A 20,137-nucleotide genomic window follows, 5' to 3' on the forward strand; every position below is an offset into this window, starting at 1 on the left:
GCACGATGACCTTTCACCAAGCCAAGGGGCTGCGTCCCATCCGGCGCTCTACCTTGAACCGTGTCAGCGCGCTGGGAGTCGCGCTGATGCTGGCCTGCGCTCCGGCGCTGGCTGCCGCACCGGCGGAAAAGCCGGTGGGCGCCACCGTGGCACCGGCCGCTGCGCCGGCAGGCCTGTCGGTGGCAAAGATCGATTTCAAGCGTGGCGATGACGGCGCCGGGCGCCTGATCGTGCAGTTCGACGGGCAGGGCGCGATCCCTGACCTGCGCACGCAGGGCAACAGCGTCGTGGTCGACGTCGGCAATGCCCGACTGCCGGCCAACCTGCAGAAGCCGATGAACGTCACCGACTTCGCCACGCCGGTACAGCGCATCGACGCCAAGCCGTCCGGTGCCGGTACCCAGCTGGTGCTGAGCACCGGCGGTGCAGTGGAGTCGCTGGCGTACCAGAGCGGCAATGAGTACGTGGTCGAGATCAGCCCGCGGCAGGCCCCGGCCGCCGTCGGCGCGGTCACTGCCGGCAGCGTCACCCAGGCGGCCAAGGCCGTCGGCCAGCGCGGTTTCACCGGCAAGCCGGTGACCTTCAACTTCCAGGACGTGCCGGTGCGCACCGTGCTGCAGTTGATCGCCGAGGAGTCCAACCTGAACGTGGTTGCGTCCGACTCGGTGCAGGGCAATGTGACCCTGCGGCTGGTCAATGTGCCGTGGGACCAGGCGCTGGACATCGTGCTGCGCGCCAAGGGCCTAGACAAGCGTCGCGACGGCAGCGTGATCTGGGTGGCGCCGCAGGCCGAACTGGCCAAGTTCGAGCAGGAGAAGGAAGACGCGCGCATCGCCATCGAGAACCGCGAAGACCTGCAGACCGACTACATCCAGATCAACTACCACAGCGCTACGCAGATCTTCAAAGCGCTGACCGAGGCCAAGGGCATCGGTGGCAGTGCTGGTGGTGGCAGCGGCGGTGGTTCGGGCAGCTCGTCGCAGGAAGACAGTGGCTTCCTGTCCTCGCGCGGCCGCATCGTGGCCGACGAGCGCACCAACACGCTGATGATCAGCGACATCCCGAAGAAGATCGCGCGCATGCGCGAGCTGATCAACGTGATCGACCGCCCGGTCGACCAGGTGCTGATCGAAAGCCGCATCGTCATCGCCACCGATACCTTCGCCCGCGAACTGGGTGCGAAGTTCGGTGTCAGCGGCAGCCGCGACAATGTCTATTTCAGCGGCAATCTTGAAGCCAACCGCTTGACCCGGGAATCGCAGGTCAAGTCCGCGCAGGACAACGCCAAGGCCGAGCGCGACTGGATCGCCGGTGGCCGCGTAGGCCCGGCTCCTGTCCCGGTGGGCTCGACCATCACCCGAGGCCTGAACTGGAACCTGCCGGTGGCTGCCGCCAGCAACCCGGGTTCGCTGGCACTGTCCATCCTCAATGCCGGGTACCTGCTGGACGTGGAGCTGTCGGCCATGCAGCAGGAGTCGCGAGGCGAGGTGATCTCCAACCCGCGCGTGGTCACCACCAACCAGCGCGAAGCGATGATCAAGCAGGGCAAGGAAATCGGCTACGTCACCATCAGCGGTGGTGGCGCTGGTGGCGTGGCGACGCCGAACGTCCAGTTCAAGGAAGTGGTGCTGGAGCTGAAGGTCACCCCGACCATCACCAACGACAACCGCGTGTTCCTCAACATGCAGGTGAAGAAGGACGAAGTCGACCAGCTGATCCAGCTGGAAGGCTACGGCACCGTGCCGTCGATCAACCGCCGCGAAGTCAATACCGCGGTGCTGGTCGAGGACGGGCAGACCGTGGTGATCGGTGGTGTCTACGAGTTCACCGATCGCAACAGCATCAGCAAGGTGCCGTTCCTGGGCGACGTGCCGTTCCTGGGCAACCTGTTCAAGAAGCGGGGTCGCAACAAGGACAAGGCTGAACTGCTGGTGTTCGTCACCCCGAAGGTGCTGCGCGTGGCCAAGCAGAACTGAGCCATCGCTCCGAAGTCTTCGAAGAAGGGCCGCCCTGTGCGGCCCTTCCTCGTTTCCGCCGGTAGATCCACGCCCTGCGTGGATGCGCTGTTCAGCCGTCCTTGATGCCAATCGCAAGGCACCCTGCGATGATGTGGGGAACCCGTGCCGTCCTGCGCCGGTCAAAGGCCCCCATGAACCTGCCACCGCCGATGCCCGAAACTGTCTCGCCGCCGCCCGCGCCGGCAACCTCCCGCCTGCATGCGGCATTCACCCAGCTGCGCGATGCGTTGTCGACCGAGATCGTCGGCCAGGCGGCCCTGGTCGAACGCCTGCTGATCGCGTTGCTGGCCGACGGCCACCTGCTGGTGGAGGGCGCGCCGGGCCTGGCCAAGACCACGGCGATCCGTGCACTGGCCTCGCGCCTGGAAGCAGACTTTGCCCGCGTGCAGTTCACGCCCGACCTGCTGCCGGCCGACCTCACCGGCACCGAGATCTGGCGCCCCCAGGAGGGCCGCTTCGAGTTCGTGCCTGGCCCGATCTTCCACCCGATCCTGCTGGCCGACGAGATCAACCGTGCGCCGGCCAAGGTGCAGTCGGCGCTGCTGGAAGCCATGGGCGAGCGCCAGGTCACGGTTGGCCGCCATACCTATGCGCTGCCGCCGCTGTTCCTGGTGATGGCCACGCAGAACCCGATCGAGCAGGAAGGTACCTTCCCGCTGCCGGAAGCGCAGCTGGACCGCTTCCTGATGCATGTGCGCATCGGTTACCCGGACCAGGCCGCCGAATCGGAGATCCTGCGGCTGGCCCGTGAGCGTGCCCGTGGCGCATTGGGTGAGGCCGCGCCGGCGCCGGACAAGATGCCGATGCAGGACGTGTTCGACGCCCGCCGCGAAGTGCTGGACCTGCACATGGCACCGGCACTGGAGCGCTACCTGATCGAACTGGTGCTGGCCTCGCGCGATCCATCGCGCTACGACGCCGGCCTCGGCCGCCGCATCGCATGGGGGGCAAGCCCGCGCGGTTCCATCGCACTGGAGCGCTGCGCACGTGCGCGCGCCTGGCTGGCCGGCCGCGACTTCGTCACCCCCGATGACGTGCGTGCGGTGGCCGCTGATGTGCTGCGCCATCGCGTGCTGCCCAGCTATGAAGCCACCGCCGAAGGCTGGGACGGCGAGCGCCTGGTGCAGGAGCTGCTGGCCCGGGTGCCGGCACCCTGAGCCTGCGCATGACCGATCGATCCCTGGAACAGGCACCGTCTGCGCTCGAAGGTGACGGGCTGCGCCCGCAGCTGGCCGAACTGGTCGCGCTGCGTCGGCTGGCACAGCGTCCGCCGCCGCCGCGCCGTGGCCGCACCGGCAACGCGGGCCAGGCACCATCCCCGCTGCGCGGCCGCGGCATGGAGTACGCCGAGTCGCGCGAATACGTGGCCGGCGACGACGCGCGCCACATCGATTGGCGCGTGACGGCGCGCACCGGCCGCGCCCATACCAAACTGTTCCAGGCCGAGCGTGAGCGGGTCAGCCTGATCGTGGCCGACACGTCGCCGGCGCTGTACTTCGGTACCCGCGTGCGCTTCAAATCGGTGCAGGCCGCACGCGCGGGTGCTGTTGCCGCGTGGTCGGCGCAGCGCCGTGGCGACCGCGTGGGCGCATTGCGTGGCAGCGACCGCGAAGCGCCGATCACCCCCGCAGGTGGGCCACGCGGAGTGCTGCGCGTGCTCGACGCGCTGACCCGCTGGTACGCACAGCCGCCGGCCGATGATCTGGGCCTGGAGCGCGCGCTGGATCATGCCGGCCGCGTGCTGCGCCCAGGCGCGCGCATGCTGGTGCTGGCCGATCCGCAGCAGGCCATCCGCATTCCGCCCGCGCGCTGGAGCGCGCTGGCCCAGCATCACGACCTCAGCCTGGTGCTGCTGGTCGATCCACTGGAGCTGCGGCCACCGTCGGCGGCGTTGCAGTTCCAGACCGCGCAGCAGCGCATCGGTCTCGACCTGCGCCGCAGCGAAGTGCAGGCGCACTGGCAGGCGCATTTTGTCGAGCCGCTGCAGGAGCTGCGGCACCAGCTCGGCGCGCGCCGCGTCGACGTGCAGGTGCTGTCCTCCGATGCGCCCAGCGACGCCTGGCTGGCGCCGTCGCCGACCGAGGTGCCGGCATGAGCGCCGCGCTGCCGTTGCGCGATGTGCAGCTGCCGCCGGCACCGTCATGGTGGCCGCCAGCCCCCGGTTACCTGATGATCGGCGCGGTGGTCGTGCTGGTGCTGCTGGTGACCGCCGTGGTGATGTGGCGACGTCGCCGCCGTCGCGAGCGCTGGTTGCAGCTGTTCGATCAGGAACTGGCAACCGCCCCCGACGCTGCGGCCGAACTGGCGGCCATCGCCGGACTGCTGCGCCGTGCCGCACGCCATGCACGGCCGGGCAGTGAATCGCTGCGCGATGACGCCTGGTGGCAACGCCTCGACCCGCAGCGCACGCTGGCCGATGACCACCGCAGCCTGTTGGCCGAAGGCGCCTATCGCCCGCGCGTCGACAACCGCGACGTGGCGGCCATACGCAGCTGGGCCCGCGAACGCTACCTGGCGATGCTGCTGGAGCGCCGCCGATGAACCTGCTGGCAAGTTACTGGCCATGGCCGGACCTGCAGCTGGCGTGGCCGTTGGCCCTGCTGGCCCTCCCGATGCCGCTGCTGATGCGCTGGTGGAAGCGCCGTGCAGCGCCGGGTGCTGCACTACGCGTCCCCTACGCTGCCGCCGAGCTGGAAGCGCTGTCCGGTGGTGGCCGCGTCGACGTGTCGTGGCTGCGTACGCTGCTGCTGTGGCTGGGGTGGTGTGCACTGTGCATCGCGCTGGCGCGACCGCAGCAGCTGGGCGACGCCATCACGCCCCCGCAGCAGGGCCGACAGATGATGTTGGCGATGGACGTGTCCGGAAGCATGGGCGAGGGCGACATGGTGCTGGGCGACCAGGCGGTCGATCGCCTGACCGCAGCCAAGGCCGTGCTTGCCGACTTCCTTGATCGTCGTGCGGGCGACCGCGTCGGCCTGCTGATCTTCGGCGACCGCGCCTACACACTCACGCCGCTGACTGCGGACCTGGCCAGCGTGCGCGACCAGCTGCGCGACAGCGTGGTCGGCCTGGCCGGGCGCGAGACCGCCATCGGGGATGCCATCGGCCTGGCGGTCAAGCGCCTGCGCACCCAGCCGGAGGGACAGCGCGTGCTGATCCTGCTGACCGATGGTGTCAGCAATGCCGGTGTGCTGGAACCGCTGCGCGCCGCGGAAGTCGCACGCGCCGAAGGCGTGCGCATCCACACGGTCGCATTTGGCGGCGATGGCAGCATGCGGTTGTTCGGCATTCCGATTTCCACCGACCAGGATCCGGTCGATGAGGCCACTCTGAAGAGGATCGCCAGCATGACCGGCGGCCAGTTCTTCCGCGCGCGTGATACCGCGCAGCTGGCCGGGATCTACGCCGAGCTCGATCGCCTGGAGCCAGTGGCCGCAAAGGGCCCGAGCCTGCGCCCTCGCGAGGAACGCTATGCGTGGCCGTTGGGCCTGGCATTGCTGCTGGGCGCATTGGCCTGGCTGTGGCCGGAGCGTCGCCGATGATCGCGTTTGCTTCGAATCTTCCCAACTGGAACGCGCTGCACTTCCTGCGGCCCGAGTGGTTGTGGGCGCTGCTGGCGCTGCCGCTGATCATCGCGTTGGCGCTGTACCGGCAGCGACGCAGTGATGCGTGGCGGCAGGCCGTGGATGCACATCTGTTGCCACATCTGCTGGCCGCCGGTGCGAAGCGTCGCGTGCGCCTGCCATGGGCGCTGCTGCTGGGCTGGACACTGGCATCGCTGGCGATGGCCGGGCCGAGCTGGCGGCAGCAGGCGCAGCCGATGTTCCAGGCCAGCGCACCGCTGCTGGTGGTACTGGACCTGTCCAGCCGGATCAGCGCAACCGATCTGCCACCGTCGCGCCTGCTGCAGGCGCGCGCGAAAGTGGGCCAGCTGCTGCGCGCGCGCCAGGGCGGGCAGGTGGGCCTGGTGGTGTATGCCGATGATGCCTACACCGTGGCGCCGCTGACCGACGACGGCAGCAACGTCGCGCTGTATCTGGATGCGCTGTCGCCGGACGTGATGCCGCGCGATGGCCAGCGTGCCGACCGCGGCATCGACTGGGCAACACGGCTGATGCGGCAGATTGGTGCGCTGCAGGGGCAGATCCTGCTGGTCAGCGACCAGGCGGATGGTGAAGCTGCACTGGCGGCAGCGCAGGCACGCAGCCTGGGCCTGCAGGTGTCGGTGCTGGGCCTGGGCACGCCTGCCGGTGCGGCCTACCGCGATGGCAGCGGGCAGATCCGCCAGGCTGCGCTGGATGAGGGCAGCCTGCGCGCGGTGGCCACTGCAGGCGGCGGCCGCTATGCACGCATCTCCGCCGATGACAGCGATCTGCGTGCGCTCGGTGTACTCGACGCGCGCGAAGGCACGGCGGCGCAGCGGCCGGGCGAAGGCAAGCAGTGGCGTGACGAAGGCTTCTGGCTGCTGCCGCCGGTGATGCTGCTGGCATTGCTGGCCTTCCGCCGTCGTGCGCTGCTGGCGGCGGTGCTCGCGGTCGGCCTCGTGCCATGGATGAATGACGCGCAGGCGCAGGCACCTGCGACGCAGGCCTCGCAACCCGCGCAGGGCACGCTGTGGAAGCGTAGCGACCAGGCGCAGCATCAGCGCCTGGCCGAGGGGGTCCAGGCTTACCGCAACGGCGACTTCACCACTGCACGCAAACGCTTCGAAGGCATCGACAACGATGCCGGTTGGTACAACCTGGGCAACACGCTGGCACGCGAAGGCAACTACGACGAAGCGATCGCCGCCTACGACCGCGCGCTGGCATTGCATCCCGGCATGGCCGATGCGGTCGCCAACCGTGCCGTGGTCGATGCCGCGCGCAAGCGCAGGCAGTCCGGTGGCAAAGGCCAGGATCATCAGAAGCCACCGCAGAGCGGGCAGCATAAGCAGCAGAACGGTACCCCGGGCCAGCAGAACCCGCAGGGCCAGAAGCCGCAGCAGGGCCAGCCGAATCCCGGCCAGGGCCAGCCGCCGTCGGGCCAGCAGGGGCAGCCCAAGGCGGGTGACGACAAGAACCCGTCGAGCCCGCAGCCCGGCGAGCGCGGCCGCGATGGCCAGCAGGCGCCACCACAGGTGGAGGATGCCAAGGCACAGGCCCAGGCTGATGAGCAGCAGCGCCAGCGCATGCAGCAGGCGATGCAGCAGGCACGCGAAGGCGAGGCTGGCAAGGACGGCAAACCCGTACCGGGGGCTGAGGGCCGCACGCCGCGCGAGCGCGAGGAGCAACAGGCGGTGGAAGCGTGGATGCGGCGCGTGCCGGATGATCCGGGCGCGTTGCTGCGGGCCAAGTTCCAGCTGGAAAACGAACGCAGGAAGAGGGAAGGGCGATGACGCGGGCGATCAACATGCACGGGCACTGGTCACGGCCGGTACTGGCGGCGCTGTTGCTGTGGCTGCCGCTGCTGGCCTGGGCGCAGCCACGCGCCTGGCTGGATCGCGACCGCATCGCGATGGGTGATACGGTCACCCTCAATGTCGAGAGCGATCAGGGCGCTCCCGACTTCACGCCATTGCGCACCGACTTCGACCTGAGCGGCCAGACCAGCAGCCGCCAAGTGGAATGGAGCAATGGCAGCATGCAGCAGCGCAACCTGTATGGCGTGGCGCTGACCCCCCGGCGCAGCGGTGCGCTGGTGGTACCGGGCCTGCAGGTGGGCAGTGCGCGAACCGCGCCGCTGACGCTGCAGGTCGATGCGGCCGCCGTTGCCGGACCTGACAGCAATGCGATGGCCTTCATCGAGACCGTTGTCGATGACGATACGCCGTACGTGCAGCAGAGCGTGGGCGTGGTGGTGCGCTTGTATTTCGCCTCGCAGCTGGCCTCCGGCGAGCTGGTGCTGGACACCCCGGCGGGCGCGTCGTTGCAGCGGGTGGGCGATGACCGCACCGACGTACGCCAGGTCAACGGGCGCCGCTACAACGTGGTCGAACGACGTTTCCTGCTGATCCCCGAGCGCAGCGGCGCGTTGCGGCTGTCCGGTGCGCGTTTCAGCGGGCGCAGCGCCGGAGGTTTCTTCGATGACTTCTTCGGGGGCGGCGATGGCCGCATGAATGCCACCGGCGCAGACCGCACGTTGCAGGTGCAGGCACAGCCGGCACAGGCGCCGCAGCCGTGGTTGCCCCTGCAGAGCCTGCAGCTGCGCTACACCAGCGCGCCCACCAGTGCCCGTACCGGCGAGGCAGCCAACGTGGTGGTCGAAGCGGTTGCCGAAGGCGCGACCCGAGCACAGTTCACCGACCTGCCGGTGCCGGATGTCGGCGCCAACGCGCAGGTGTTCGCCGAACCGGCACAGTACGAAGAGACCTTCAACGGCAGCACGCCGCGCCTGAAGATCACCCGCCGCTATTCGATCGTGCCGCGCCAGCCGGGTTCGCTGGTGGTGCCGGGACCACGCCTGCCCTGGTGGGATGTGCGCAACGGCAAGGCACAGGAAGCGAAGCTGCCGGACCTGACGCTGGCCGTTGCGGCCGGTACCGGCGCCGCCACTGCCTCGCCGGCAGCGCTGCCACCGATCGACACCGCTGCCGCGCTGCCCGGCAGCGATGGACAGGATGCGCGTATCGCCGCGACCGATCCACGCGCCAGCGGCCTGTCCGAGCGACCGTGGCCATGGATGGCGGCGGCCATTGGCCTGGCGCTGCTGTGGCTGCTGACCCTGTTGTGGGGCTGGCAGCGAGGCCGACGCCCGCGTGTGGCGGCGCCTGCAGCCGGCACGCCCTCTGTGCCGACCGTGGTGAGCGGGCGTGCCGGCTTGGCCGAACTGCGCCGTGCGCTGGATGGTGAAGGCTTCGACCAGGTGGAGGCACGGCTGTGTGCGATGGCCGGCGTGAAACGCATCGAGCAGGTCATCGCCCGGCTGGATGACCCGGCCCAGCGCCAGGTGTTGCTGGACCTGCAGCAGGCGCGCTGGGGCGGGCAGGGCGAACTGGCCCCGTTGCGCGCGCGCCTGCGTGAGGTCTTCCGTGACGGACCGCACTGGTCGGCGGCAACCGGCGCCGCCGACACTGGCCTGGCGCCGCTGTATCCAACGCGGCGAACCTGAACCGGCGCCGCTTGCGCGCTTTGTTAGAGTGCATTCATTTTTCGAGGAAACCCGCGCATGACAGCAGCTGCTGCCGACAAGAAGAAGTTGCCCCTGCATTGGAAGATGGGCATCGGCTTTGCGATCGGCCTGATCCTGGGACTGATCGTGCACGCCCTGGGCGGCAGCGTCGATGGCCTGCAGGCCGGTGCCAAGTGGGTCATGGACTACGTCACCACCCCGGCGTCGGGCCTGTTCCTGAACCTGATCTTCATGCTGATCGTGCCGCTGATCTTCTCGGCGCTGATCATGGGCGTGTCGGAGATGGGCGACATCCGCGCCCTGGGCCGCATCGGCTGGAAAACCCTGGCCTATACCGTGCTGCTGTCCGGCATTGCCGTGGGCATCGGCCTGGTGCTGGTCAACCTGCTCAAGCCGGGCGTCGGCGTGGATCCGCAGGTCGCCGCGATGATGCTGTCGGAGAACGCCGAGCGCAGCAAGGAAATCGTCGCTGGCATCCATGGCACGCCGAAGGGCATGGACATGCTGCTGTCGATCGTGCCGAGCAATGTGCTGCAGGCCGCGTCGGACAATGGCGCGATCCTGTCGCTGATGTTCTTCGCGCTGATGTTCGGCATCGGCATGGTGCTGACCGACAATGAGAAGGTCGCCCCGTTGCGCCGCGCCATCGAAGGCGTGTTCGAAATCTCGATGACCCTGATCAACCTGGTCATCCGCCTGGCCCCCTATGCAGTGGCCTGCTTCATGTTCAATCTGGCCGCGCTGTTCGGCTTCGAGCTGATCATCCGCCTGGGCGCGTACGTGGGCGTGGTGGTGCTGGCGCTCGGCCTGCACATGGTCGTGACCTACGGTACTGCCGTATGGCTGTCCGGCCGCTCGCCGCTGTCGTTCTTCCGCGATACCCAGGAAGCGACGGTGATGGCGTTCTCCACCGCCTCCAGCAACGCGACCCTGCCGACCGCACTGCGCGTGGCGGACCAGATGGGCCTGCCGCAGCGCGTGTCGCGCTTCGTGCTGACCGTGGGTGCCACCGCCAACCAGAACGGCACCGCCCTGTTCGAGGGCGTGACGGTGATCTTCCTGGCCCAGTTCTTCGGCGTGGACCTGAGCATTGGCCAGCAGGTCATGGTGATGGCGGTCTGCATCCTTGGCGGCATCGGCACGGCGGGCGTGCCTTCGGGCTCGCTGCCGGTGGTGGCGATGATCTGCGCGATGGTCGGTGTGAACCCGCTGGGCATTGGCCTGATCCTGGGCGTGAACCACTTCCTGGACATGTGCCGTACCGCCCTGAACGTGACCGGCGACCTGGCCCTGACCACGTTGGTGGCCAAGGGCGAGTCCCATGACGGACCGGCGCTGGGCGCGCCCCTCGATTGAACGCGCCCTGAATGCCATGGATACTATCCCGACGCATGGAAGGCGTCGGGATTGGCGCCGTGCGAAAGGGAGCAGAAATGAGGATTTCGTACGTGATGGTCGCCGCCCTGGGCCTGCTGGCTTTCGACGCCAGTGCCCAGAAGGCCTGTGAAACCAACTACACCAAGACCGGCAGCTTCTTCGCCGGGCGCACCTTCACCACCTGGGACGTGGTGCCCAACGTTACCCCGGCCGACGCTCTCAAGCGTATCCAGATCGAGGGCGTGAAGTCGGGCCTGAAGGTGGCCAGCGTGGACAAGGACCTGGGCATGCTGACCCTGGAACAGAACGTCCAGTTCAATGGTGGCCAGACCACCCTGCCGTGGAACGTGCTGGTTGAAGCCGAGGGCAAGGGTTCCAAGATCACCGTGACCAAGACCACCCCGGCCACCTACGCCACTGGCGAGGACTTCCAGAAGAAGTCGATGTGTGGCGTGATCGAGGCTGCCGCGCCCAAGTAAGGGGGTGGCGGGACCAGATCCCTTTCACTGGCAAGGGATCTGGTCCTACGCCTGAACCCGGCCCCGCGTCTGTGGGACAATAGGCCGCCCGCACGTCCGCGGCCGCCTCCCGATTCCGACAGAACCATGACGCAGCCTACCCGTCGCCAGTTGGCCAACGCCATCCGCTTCCTCGCCGCCGATGCGGTTGAAACCGCAAAGTCCGGCCACCCCGGCATGCCCATGGGCATGGCCGACATCGCCGAAGTCCTCTGGAACGACTACCTCCGCCATAACCCGAGCAACCCGCACTGGTTCAACCGCGACCGTTTCGTGCTGTCCAACGGCCACGGTTCGATGCTGCAGTACGCGCTGCTGCACCTGAGCGGTTACGACCTGCCGATCGAGCAGCTCAAGCTGTTCCGCCAGCTGGGCAGCCACACCGCCGGCCACCCGGAGCGCCACGAGACCCCGGGCGTGGAAACCACCACCGGCCCGCTGGGACAGGGTTTCGCCAATGCCGTGGGCTTCGCCCTGGCCGAGAAGCTGCTGGCACAGCGCTTCAACCGCCCGGAGCTGGAAGTGGTCGACCACCGCACCTGGGTGTTCATGGGTGATGGCTGCCTGATGGAAGGCGTGTCGCACGAAGCGGCCTCGCTGGCCGGCACCTGGGGCCTGCACAAGCTGGTCTGCTTCTGGGACAACAACCACATCTCCATCGACGGCAACGTCGAGGGCTGGTTCACCGACAACACCCCGGAACGTTTCGAGGCCTATGGCTGGAACGTGATCCGCGATGTTGACGGCCACGACCCGGAAAGCATCAAGGCCGGCATCGAGGCCGCGCTGTCGCAGAGCGACAAGCCGACCCTGATCTGCTGCCGCACCACCATCGGCTTCGGTTCGCCGAACAAGGCGGGCAAGGAATCCAGCCACGGTGCTCCGCTGGGCAAGGACGAGCTGGAAGCCACCCGCAAGCAGCTGGGCTGGGAATACGGCCCGTTCGAGATCCCGCAGGCGATCTACGACGGCTGGCGCGCCAATGGCGCCGGCACCCTGCGCCAGGCCGAGTGGGAACAGCTGTTCGACAAGTACGCCAGCCAGTATCCGGCGGAGGCGGCTGAGCTGACCCGCCGCTCGCACGGCGAGCTGCCAGCCGACTTCGTTGCCAAGGCCGATGCCTACATCGCCCAGGTGGCCGCCGAGGGCCCGACGATCGCCTCGCGCAAGGCCTCGCAGCTGGCCATCGAAGCCTATGCGCCGCTGCTGCCGGAAATCGTCGGTGGCTCGGCCGACCTGGCGCACTCCAACCTGACCCTGTGGAAGGGCAGCAGGTCGGTCGCCAGCGACGACGCCAACGCCAACTACGTGTACTACGGCGTGCGCGAGTTCGGCATGACCGCCATCGCCAATGGCCTGGCCCTGCACGGTGGCTTCATTCCGTTCGACGCCACCTTCCTGGTGTTCAGCGATTACGCCCGCAACGGCGTGCGCATGAGCGCGCTGATTCCGGCCCACGCCATCCACGTCTATACCCACGACTCGATCGGCCTGGGCGAAGACGGCCCGACCCACCAGCCGGTGGAGCACCTGGCCTCGCTGCGCTACATCCCGAACAACGACGTGTGGCGCCCGTGCGATGCGGTCGAGTCGGCCGTGAGCTGGAAGGCCGCGATCACCCGCCAGGACGGCCCGAGCTGCCTGGTGTTCAGCCGCCAGAACCTGCCGCACCAGCCGCGCAGCGCCGAGCAGATTGCCCAGATCGAGCGCGGCGGTTATGTGCTGGCCGATGCTGCCGGTACCCCGGACGTGATCCTGATCGCCACCGGCTCGGAAGTCTCGCTGGCCACCGAAGCCAAGGCCCAGCTGGACGCGGCCGGTATCAAGACCCGCGTGGTCTCGATGCCGTCCACCGACGTGTTCCTGCGCCAGGATGCGGCCTACCGTGAATCGGTGCTGCCGAACGCGGTGCGCAAGCGCGTGGCCGTGGAAGCTGGCGTCACCGGTTTCTGGCGCCAGTTCGTCGGCCTGGACGGCGCGGTGATCGGTATCGACACCTTCGGTGCCTCGGCCCCGGCCGACCAGCTGTACAAGCACTTCGGCATCACCACGGCGCACGTGGTGGAGGCCGCCAAGGCGCTGTAAGCAGCCTCTCGGCGCAACAAAGGAAAGGCCGGCGCAAGCCGGCCTTTCTCGTTGCCGGAAGAAAAAGGGGACGGAGGGAATTAAGTCGTTTGTGCACAAACGACTTAATTCCCTCCGTCCCCTTTTTCTCAGGCGGTACGCGCCAGCGCCAGCCGCAGCAGCCGCGCGTCCAGGCGTTCGGCGAAGTCTTTCGGTGCCTGCAGGCCCATGCGCTGCAGGTACACGGCATCGCCGTCGCCGGCCGGTTGCCGCAGCGCTGCCCAGACGGTGCGCAGCTTGTCGCTGCGGGTCTGCGTGTTGGCCTTCAGCCACGCCAGCGCTTTGACCAGCACCTGCTCGATCTCGTTGAAATCGCTGCCCAGCGGGTAGTCCGGCAGGCTGCCATCGGCGCGGAATGGTGCCAGTGCCGCCGCCAGCGCCTGGGGCGTGTTGCGCTGCAGGCGCTGCGGGTCGGGCTGGGACGCCGCCAGCAGCTTGCGCGAGGCCTGTGCCTGCTGCAGCAGATCGCCCTGGAAGGGCGCTTCGGTAATTGCGGTCATCGCATGCACGCAGTCCTCGTCGGTCAGCCCGCGCAGATCGGCGATGCCGTACTCGTTGAGGTAGATGTCACGCAGGTGGCGAGGGATGGTGGTGTGGCCGTAGTTCCAGCGCACGTTCGATTTCCGGCGGCCCTTGTCATCGCGTGCGGCACGGAACATCAGCACGCTGCGCGCTTCCGGCAGCGCATGTGCCATCGCCACGAAGTTGTACTGGCCGCCCACGCCGGACACCACGCGTCCATCGTCCAGCGCATCCGATACGGCCGCGCCGAGCGCGGTAGCCATCATGCAGGAATTGAAGAAACGCGCATGGCGGCGCTGCAGGCGCTCCAGTGCCTCGTTACCGCCATACAGCTGGTTGATCTCGCTGATGCGGCGCATGCCGATCGCACGGCATTCGTCTTCCGGCAGCGTGCGCAGCCACTCGTAGAACTCCGGCGAGCCCAGGTAGAACGCGCCATGCAGGTACTCGCCTTCCGCGGCGAGGGTGGCGTGGTCGATCGACAACGTGCTGCCATTCTCGATGCGCTGCATCAGCGCCAGGTCGTCGTGCACCTTGCGCCTGATCACCCCGGTCTGCACCAGGCGGCGGAAGCCTTCATTGAGCATCTCGCTGCAGCCGTACAGGCCCACCTCGAATGGATCCACGCCGCCGATCTCCTGCACCAGCGGGTGGCTGACCAGCTGCGGATCCAGCGCGTGCAGCACGCGGCGGTAGCGCGCGTTGTCGGTGTGGCGCAGCACCAGCGCATGGCTGAGGGCATCGGCCAGCGTGCCGATGCCGATCTGCAGGGTGCCGCCATCGCGTACCAGGGTGCTGGCATACAGGCCGATGGCGTAGTCGGCGTCGCCGACCGGCTGCCGCGGCAGCCCGAACAGCGCCGGGTACGGCGGAGGCGGAGTGATCACGAGATCGAAGAACGACACATCGACCGTCGCCGAGCCGCCCAGATAGGGCAGCTGCGGATCGATCTCGGCAATCAGCAACGGGCGTGGCAGGCCACGCGCGGTCATCGCATCGAGCGTGTCCTGGGTGATGTCGTTGTTGCACGACAGCGAAAGCCGACGGTCATTCGGCCGCATCGCCACCTTCTGCACGATCACCTGCGGCGCGCGCTGCGCGACCGCGTCGGCGGCATGGGTGTAGTTCAGGCTGGTATAGCTGGATTGCGCCTGCCGCGACCCGAGTAGGGCGCCGGACTGCATGTAGAACTCTTCCACCTGCACGTGCGCTGGCAACGCGTCGCGCGCGATCGCATCGGCATAGGCCAGGCGCGGGAAGTCGTCGCCGAAATGGCGTTGCGCGAACGGTGCCAGGAAGCGCGCCTCCAGGCCGTTGCCCCGCGCCTTCGGCGGGTTCAACGACAGCGCGGTATACAGCTGCAGCGGCCGCGAAGGATCATGTTCGACGCGTGCGTAGAGGGCATTGAGCAGCCGATGCGGCTTGCCCAGTGCCAGCGGTGCCCCGATCCGCAGCGGCCCGTCCACGCGCGCAAACAGCCAGTCGACGGCGGCGTCCAGGTCGGTGAGGTGTTCGGTCATGCGCGGCGGTCCTGCGTGTGGGGGAGTGCGGGCATTACAGCATGTCGGGCTTGAACCGCCGTCGACGCGAGACTTCTGCGCCGGACACCATGAACTGCCCATCGCCGCGGTAATGCACCGTGCGCGGCAGTTTCGGCCGGGGCGCAACATGGGCGCGCACGATCTCCCAGATGAACAGATTGCTCGACGCCACCTGGCTGTCGTCGTACAACCGGCATTCGAAGTTCGAGTGGCACTGCCCGACCAGCGGCGCGCCGACCTCGCGCGCGGGCAGCGCATCGAGCCCGAAACGGGCGAACTTGTCGACCTCGCGGCCGCTGCAGTTGCCGATGTCCACCACGGTATCGAGCAGTTCCACGCCGGGTACGTTGATCACGCACTCGCCACTGCCGACGGCCAGTGCATGGCTGTGGTTTTCATTCCACAGGTAGGTGGCGACCAGTGACGGCGAGAAGCCCATCACCATGTGCCAGCCCATCGTCATCAGGTTGTGCTGACCGCGCCAGGCGGTGCTGACCAGCACGATCGGGCCGGGTTCGAGGAAGCGGCGGGCCTGCTCGACCGGGAACTCCTTCTTGGGAAGCGCTTTCATCCGAGGCCTCGGCCGGGAGGGCTCGATGCTGGCGCAAAGCCGATGAATCCGGAGTCGAGGGGCTTGACAGCCGGTTCGATTACGCGCGTAATCGAGCTGTCGATTACGGATGTAAATCATGACCCCGATCAGCGAAGCCGAAGCCGTTGTGATGGAGGTGCTGTGGCATCAGGCACCGCGTAGTGCCGATGACGTGGTGGCCGCGCTGGCCCACCGCGACTGGGCCGAGCCGACCATCAAGACCCTGCTCAACCGCCTGCTGACCAAGGGCGCGATCGCCGCCGAGCGCGATGGCCGGCGCTATCTGTATCGCCCGCTGTTGCAGCGCCAGGTGTGGGTGGAGGCGCAGAGCCAGGACTTCATCGGCCGTGTCTTCGAAGGGCGCGTGGCGCCGCTGGTCGCGCACTTCAGCGAACGCGGCCAGTTGAGCGCACAGGACATCGCCGAACTGAAGAAGCTGATCCAGGAGCTGGACCATGACTGAGCTGCTCGGTGCACTGCGGCAGGCCAGCGTGTGGCTGGCCATGGGGGTGATCCTGCTGGCCGTGCTGCGACCGCTGCTGGTGTGGATGGGGGGCGCTGGACTGGCTTATCGCAGCTGGTGGTTGTTGCCGATGCTGCTGGTGACCTTGCTGCTGCCGTTGCCGCAGGCTGCGCTGTTGCAGCACGTGCCGACAGTGCTGGTGAAAGTCGAGCCAGGGGCCGTGGACGAACTGGCAGGGCCGTCGCTGCCATGGGCACCGCTGTTGCTGCTGGCATGGGCGCTGGGCATGGGCATCTGCCTGCTGCGCGACCTGCGCGCACAGCGTCGTTTCGAACGGCGCATGGGCCCGCTGAAGCCGCGCGCCGATGGCAGCTGGCAGGCCAGTGGTGACCCAGGCCTGCCAGCACTGGTTGGCCTATGGCGGCCGCGAATCGTGGTTGGCCCGGACTTCGATCAACAGTTCAGCGCACAGGAACAGGGGCTGATCCTGCAGCACGAGCGCAGCCACCGCCGCAATGGCGATCACTGGGCCAATGGTGCGTTGCTGCTTATGCGTGCGGTGTTCTGGTTCCACCCGCTGGTGCTCTGGGCTGCACGCTGCTTCCTGCGCGACCAGGAACTAGCCTGCGATGCCCGCACCATCGCCCCGCAGCCTGCGCTGCGCGGGCTTTACGCCAGCACGCTGCTGAAGGCGCAGCTGGTCCACCCGGTTGCGCCAGCGGTCTGCCATTGGCGCAGCCAACCCGTGTTGAAGGAGCGTATCGCCATGTTGAAGCAGTCCAAGCGGAAGGCATTGCCGTGGGTATCGGGGCAGGTGCTGGTCGTCGGGTTGTGCCTGGGAATGGGCGCAGTAGCGTGGGCCAGCCAGGGCGATGCGATGGCTGGCCGCCCGGCAGCGGCGGTCATGGATCGGGAGATCCAGGTCGTCAAGATGCCACCGCCTTCCTATCCGAAATCCGCGGTCGAGGAGCGCCAGGTGGGCGTGGTGAACCTGCGCGTGGAAGTGGATGCCAGCGGCCAACCCACCGATGTCAGGGTGCTCAGTGCCACCAATCCGGGCGTGTTCGACGCGGTGTCGATCACCGCAGCGCGCAGCTGGACCTATCGGCCGGCGATGAAGAACGGCAAGCCGGTGGCAGGCGCAGTGAAGATTCCGATCACCTTTGCGATGGACAACAGCGAGGACGCCCAGTGAAGTCCGCGCCGCTGCTCGTGGTGGCGGCGCTGATGATGGGGTGTGCGAGCCAGGAACGGCTGGCCACCGTGCACACCCGCAGCGAGAATGTCGGCCACCAGCGACTGCAGCCGCAGGCGGGCGGTGGCAGTGGGCAGTTGCAGGCATATTCGCTGGGTGCGACCGAGGGCTACCGGATGCCGCAGTTGTACGCGGCACCGGCCCCGGAGGTCGGCGATCGTGACCCGCGTGCGGAACTGGCGCCGACCACGATCTGCCTGCAGGTGGTGGTTGATGCCAACGGCGTCGTCGAGCGCAGCCTGCCATTGACCGATCGCCCGGAGTGCGCGGCAGGTGCTGCGGGCGAGAATGCGCCCCTGCTGCAGGCTGCGCAGGAGGCCGTGGCGATGTGGAAGTACTCGTCCGCAGCGGTCTGCCACTTCGCGGCTGGCAAGGTGCCTGCCGACCGCGGTGACTGCCGGGGCGCCGAACGGGTCGAGCCGGTGGCGGTCACCCTGCAGTACGCCTTCACCTTCGAGATCGTGAAGGGCCAGCATGTGGTGCGCACGCAGGGAAAATGAACGCTCGCGGTCCGTGATGGAAACCGATGGCGCCGGGCTCTGCCCGGCGTACGTCAGGCCCCTCCCTGGATGTTGGCCTTCACCGCCGGTTGCATCAGCTTCGGTTCTTCCAGCGTGGCATCGCGGGCCTGGCGCACGCTGACGAACTCTGCCTCGGCCACGCCGTCATGCACGTGGATGTTGTGCGCGCGCTGTTCGCCGATGGTGGTTTCGTTGGCGAAATCACGCCCGCCCGGGCCGTAGTCGTGGCAGACGAAAACCCGGGTGGTATCGGGCAGCGCCAGCAGGCGCTGGATCGAGCGATACAGCTGCGCGGCATCGCCACCCGGGAAATCGCAGCGTGCGGTGCCGCCGTCGGGCATGAACAGCGAATCGCCGGTGAACAGCGCATCGCCGATCAGGTAGGCGATGCTGTCGCTGGTGTGGCCGGGCACGGCGATCACCTGTCCTTGCAGCTCGCCAATGGCAAAGGTTTCGCCGTCGCTGAACAGGTGATCGAAGATCTCATCGGCGGCCGGAAGCTGCAGGCCATAGCGCGGCGCGAACGTGGCCTGCACCGCGCGGATGCCTTCACCGATGGCCAGCGTGGCGTGCGGGAAGCGCTGCTTGAGCCGGCGCCCGGCCGACACATGGTCCGCATGGGCATGGGTTTCCAGCAGCCAGCGCAGCTGAAGGTCCTGCTGTTCGATGGCCTGCAATGCCCCGCGCAGCGGTGATTCGCTGCTGGCGTCGGTGTCCGGGTCGTAGTCCAGGACCGGGTCGATCAGCGCCGCCTCACTGCTGGCCGGATCGCTGACCAGGTAGCTGAAGGTATTGCTGTCACGGTGGAAGAACGACTGCACCTGGACCGGCATCGGAATTCTCCTCAGCGCGTGCCTAGCACGCGATTCAGCAACTGCGCCAGGTTTTCACCGGCCAGTCGCAGCTGCGCTTCGGCCAGCGGCCGGTAGCGCTCGGTGTATTCGTCACCGATTTTATGCGACGCCGGATAAACGCCAGCTTGCATGGAGATGCGGCAGCTGGCCTCGGCCCAGGCCTGCGGGTCACGCTGCGGGGTGGACTGGCGCGCCAGCTTCGGCGCGCGCAGGCCCTGCAGCACGGGCAGATAGCCGGTGTCGTCGAGCTTGCGGGTGTTGAGCATGCCGCTGTCCCACAGCGAGTGCAGGTTGGTGCCGCGGTTGCCGAACTGCAGCTGGAAATCGTTGCCGCCCTTGTCATGGGCGTAACCGGCATGCATCGGCTGGTGGATGTCGCCGACCAGGTGCACGACGAACTTCAGTGCCTGCAGGCGCTCGCCATCGGTCAGGCTGCGGTCGCCCAGGATGGCGCTCTGTGCTTTCAGGGCCTCGACGATGCAGTTGCCGTTTTTGCAGTGCTTCGGTGCTTCGTAGTGGCAGTCGTCTTCGGCGATGTTGACGTAGTGCCAGCCGGCCGAACGACGGCCCAGGCTGGGGTCCTTTGCGCGCAGCTGGTCGGCCCACGGCGCGATGCTGGCCAGGGTGGCGTCCGCTTCGGTGGCCAGCAGGCGGTCCACTTCGGCGCGGGCGGTGGGGTTGAGGCGGGCGTCGGCGACTTCGGCAACCAGGCGGTGGCCTTGCGCGCCCCAGGCATGGGCGGGGGCGGAGACGGACAGCAGGGCCGGCGCCAGGGCGGCGGCGAGGAACAGGGAGTGCAGGGCTTTCATGCACACATTCTAGCGGGGTAGGTGGATTGAAGAGCGGCGCGTTCCTTTCTGCTGGGGGCTGGCTGCAGGGGCAGCCCCCATCCAACATGGCCGCGGAGGCGGATGCAAACGTCAAAGGCAACATCAAAAACAAATGCAGGATCAAAATCCGCCTTCTGCAATTGCAGGCAACCATTACGCCTCGGATGTGCAGGCTCTGCCCTTGCCTTTGCTTGAGCTGGCACGCACGCGGTGATGGGAAGGGGCGAGGCGGGGAACGGGGCCGGGACCGTTGGCGCCATGGATGGCGCCATCGAGCCCCCAAGGTGAAGTGACCCCCGAGACTTGGACGGTGGGGTCAGGCGGCTGCTTGGGCCTGTTCCCGGTACTTTACCGGGCTTAGCCCCTTCAATTTCAATCTGATTCGCTCTTGGTTGTAGTACTTGATGTACTC

The 20,137-nt window shown here is 67.8% G+C and carries 18 protein-coding genes; 13 read left to right on the forward strand and 5 right to left on the reverse strand.

From position 1 onward, the window contains the following. The first annotated feature begins 5 nt into the window (after window positions 1-5). The 10 genes from WDC87_RS16285 (at window position 6) to tkt (ending at window position 13,108) form a co-directional block, all read left to right on the forward strand. On the forward strand, window positions 6-1,976 hold the full coding sequence (locus WDC87_RS16285) for a type IV pilus secretin PilQ family protein (RefSeq protein WP_252745412.1): 1,971 nt from the start codon (window positions 6-8) through the stop codon (window positions 1,974-1,976). Between the two features lie 173 nt (window positions 1,977-2,149). After that, entirely contained in the window at window positions 2,150-3,175 is a 1,026-nt protein-coding gene (locus WDC87_RS16290) for a MoxR family ATPase (protein ID WP_005418911.1), read from the forward strand. 8 nt (window positions 3,176-3,183) lie between these two features. Further along, on the forward strand, window positions 3,184-4,113 hold the full coding sequence (locus WDC87_RS16295) for a DUF58 domain-containing protein (protein ID WP_252745411.1): 930 nt from the start codon (window positions 3,184-3,186) through the stop codon (window positions 4,111-4,113). Then, window positions 4,110-4,559, forward strand: coding sequence for a DUF4381 family protein (locus tag WDC87_RS16300; RefSeq protein WP_088497530.1), 450 nt, complete (start codon window positions 4,110-4,112; stop codon window positions 4,557-4,559). Before WDC87_RS16295 ends, WDC87_RS16300 begins: the two co-directional genes overlap by 4 nt. Next, the gene (locus tag WDC87_RS16305) at window positions 4,556-5,560 is read left to right on the forward strand and encodes a VWA domain-containing protein (RefSeq protein ID WP_111178304.1); all 1,005 of its coding nucleotides are present in this window, start codon (window positions 4,556-4,558) and stop codon (window positions 5,558-5,560) included. The genes WDC87_RS16300 and WDC87_RS16305 overlap by 4 nt, the downstream gene beginning before the upstream one ends. Next, complete coding sequence (locus WDC87_RS16310; RefSeq protein ID WP_252745410.1) at window positions 5,557-7,395, forward strand: tetratricopeptide repeat protein; 1,839 nt, start codon at window positions 5,557-5,559, stop codon at window positions 7,393-7,395. Before WDC87_RS16305 ends, WDC87_RS16310 begins: the two co-directional genes overlap by 4 nt. Then, window positions 7,392-9,107 (forward strand): BatD family protein, encoded by a 1,716-nt coding sequence (locus tag WDC87_RS16315; RefSeq protein ID WP_252745409.1) that lies wholly within the window; start codon window positions 7,392-7,394, stop codon window positions 9,105-9,107. The genes WDC87_RS16310 and WDC87_RS16315 overlap by 4 nt, the downstream gene beginning before the upstream one ends. Before the next feature lie 57 nt (window positions 9,108-9,164). Continuing rightward, window positions 9,165-10,484, forward strand: a complete 1,320-nt coding sequence (locus tag WDC87_RS16320; protein WP_252745408.1) for a dicarboxylate/amino acid:cation symporter — start codon at window positions 9,165-9,167, stop codon at window positions 10,482-10,484. 77 nt (window positions 10,485-10,561) lie between these two features. Then, window positions 10,562-10,984 (forward strand): hypothetical protein, encoded by a 423-nt coding sequence (locus WDC87_RS16325; protein ID WP_227837915.1) that lies wholly within the window; start codon window positions 10,562-10,564, stop codon window positions 10,982-10,984. A 126-nt stretch (window positions 10,985-11,110) separates the two neighbouring features. Beyond that, window positions 11,111-13,108 carry a transketolase gene (tkt, locus tag WDC87_RS16330; protein ID WP_139727577.1) on the forward strand — a complete coding sequence of 666 codons (1,998 nt, stop codon included), beginning with the start codon at window positions 11,111-11,113 and terminating at the stop codon, window positions 13,106-13,108. 128 nt (window positions 13,109-13,236) lie between these two features. Here the strand turns inward: tkt and WDC87_RS16335 are convergent, their stop codons facing one another. Both WDC87_RS16335 and WDC87_RS16340 read right to left on the reverse strand, forming a co-directional pair. Continuing rightward, window positions 13,237-15,189: an acetyl-CoA hydrolase/transferase C-terminal domain-containing protein gene (locus tag WDC87_RS16335; protein WP_088497532.1), complete on the reverse strand. Its 1,953-nt coding sequence runs from the start codon at window positions 15,187-15,189 to the stop codon at window positions 13,237-13,239. Window positions 15,190-15,223: 34 nt separating this feature from the next. Further along, window positions 15,224-15,781: a flavin reductase family protein gene (locus WDC87_RS16340; RefSeq protein ID WP_005418896.1), complete on the reverse strand. Its 558-nt coding sequence runs from the start codon at window positions 15,779-15,781 to the stop codon at window positions 15,224-15,226. A gap of 118 nt (window positions 15,782-15,899) precedes the next feature. Between WDC87_RS16340 and WDC87_RS16345 the strand changes: the two genes are divergently transcribed. The 3 genes from WDC87_RS16345 to WDC87_RS16355 are packed head-to-tail and all read left to right on the forward strand — an operon-like array spanning window position 15,900 to window position 18,020. Continuing rightward, a complete protein-coding gene (locus tag WDC87_RS16345) occupies window positions 15,900-16,265 on the forward strand; it encodes a BlaI/MecI/CopY family transcriptional regulator (protein WP_005418895.1) in 366 nt (121 codons plus the stop codon). Continuing rightward, complete coding sequence (locus WDC87_RS16350) at window positions 16,258-17,460, forward strand: M56 family metallopeptidase (RefSeq protein ID WP_252745407.1); 1,203 nt, start codon at window positions 16,258-16,260, stop codon at window positions 17,458-17,460. The genes WDC87_RS16345 and WDC87_RS16350 overlap by 8 nt, the downstream gene beginning before the upstream one ends. Beyond that, on the forward strand, window positions 17,457-18,020 hold the full coding sequence (locus tag WDC87_RS16355; protein WP_072168476.1) for a hypothetical protein: 564 nt from the start codon (window positions 17,457-17,459) through the stop codon (window positions 18,018-18,020). The genes WDC87_RS16350 and WDC87_RS16355 overlap by 4 nt, the downstream gene beginning before the upstream one ends. 53 nt (window positions 18,021-18,073) lie before the next feature. Here the strand turns inward: WDC87_RS16355 and WDC87_RS16360 are convergent, their stop codons facing one another. The 3 genes from WDC87_RS16360 to WDC87_RS16370 form a co-directional block, all read right to left on the reverse strand. Further along, window positions 18,074-18,874 carry an MBL fold metallo-hydrolase gene (locus WDC87_RS16360; protein WP_065179072.1) on the reverse strand — a complete coding sequence of 267 codons (801 nt, stop codon included), beginning with the start codon at window positions 18,872-18,874 and terminating at the stop codon, window positions 18,074-18,076. 11 nt (window positions 18,875-18,885) lie between these two features. Then, window positions 18,886-19,704 carry a S1/P1 nuclease gene (locus tag WDC87_RS16365; RefSeq protein WP_227837911.1) on the reverse strand — a complete coding sequence of 273 codons (819 nt, stop codon included), beginning with the start codon at window positions 19,702-19,704 and terminating at the stop codon, window positions 18,886-18,888. A gap of 337 nt (window positions 19,705-20,041) precedes the next feature. Next, a partial coding sequence (locus WDC87_RS16370) for an IS3 family transposase (RefSeq protein ID WP_156476642.1) occupies window positions 20,042-20,137 on the reverse strand: 96 nt, incomplete at its 5' end.

The sequence above is a fragment of the Stenotrophomonas maltophilia group sp. Smal12 genome (assembly GCF_037079935.1).
Taxonomy (GTDB): Bacteria; Pseudomonadota; Gammaproteobacteria; order Xanthomonadales; family Xanthomonadaceae; genus Stenotrophomonas; species Stenotrophomonas sepilia.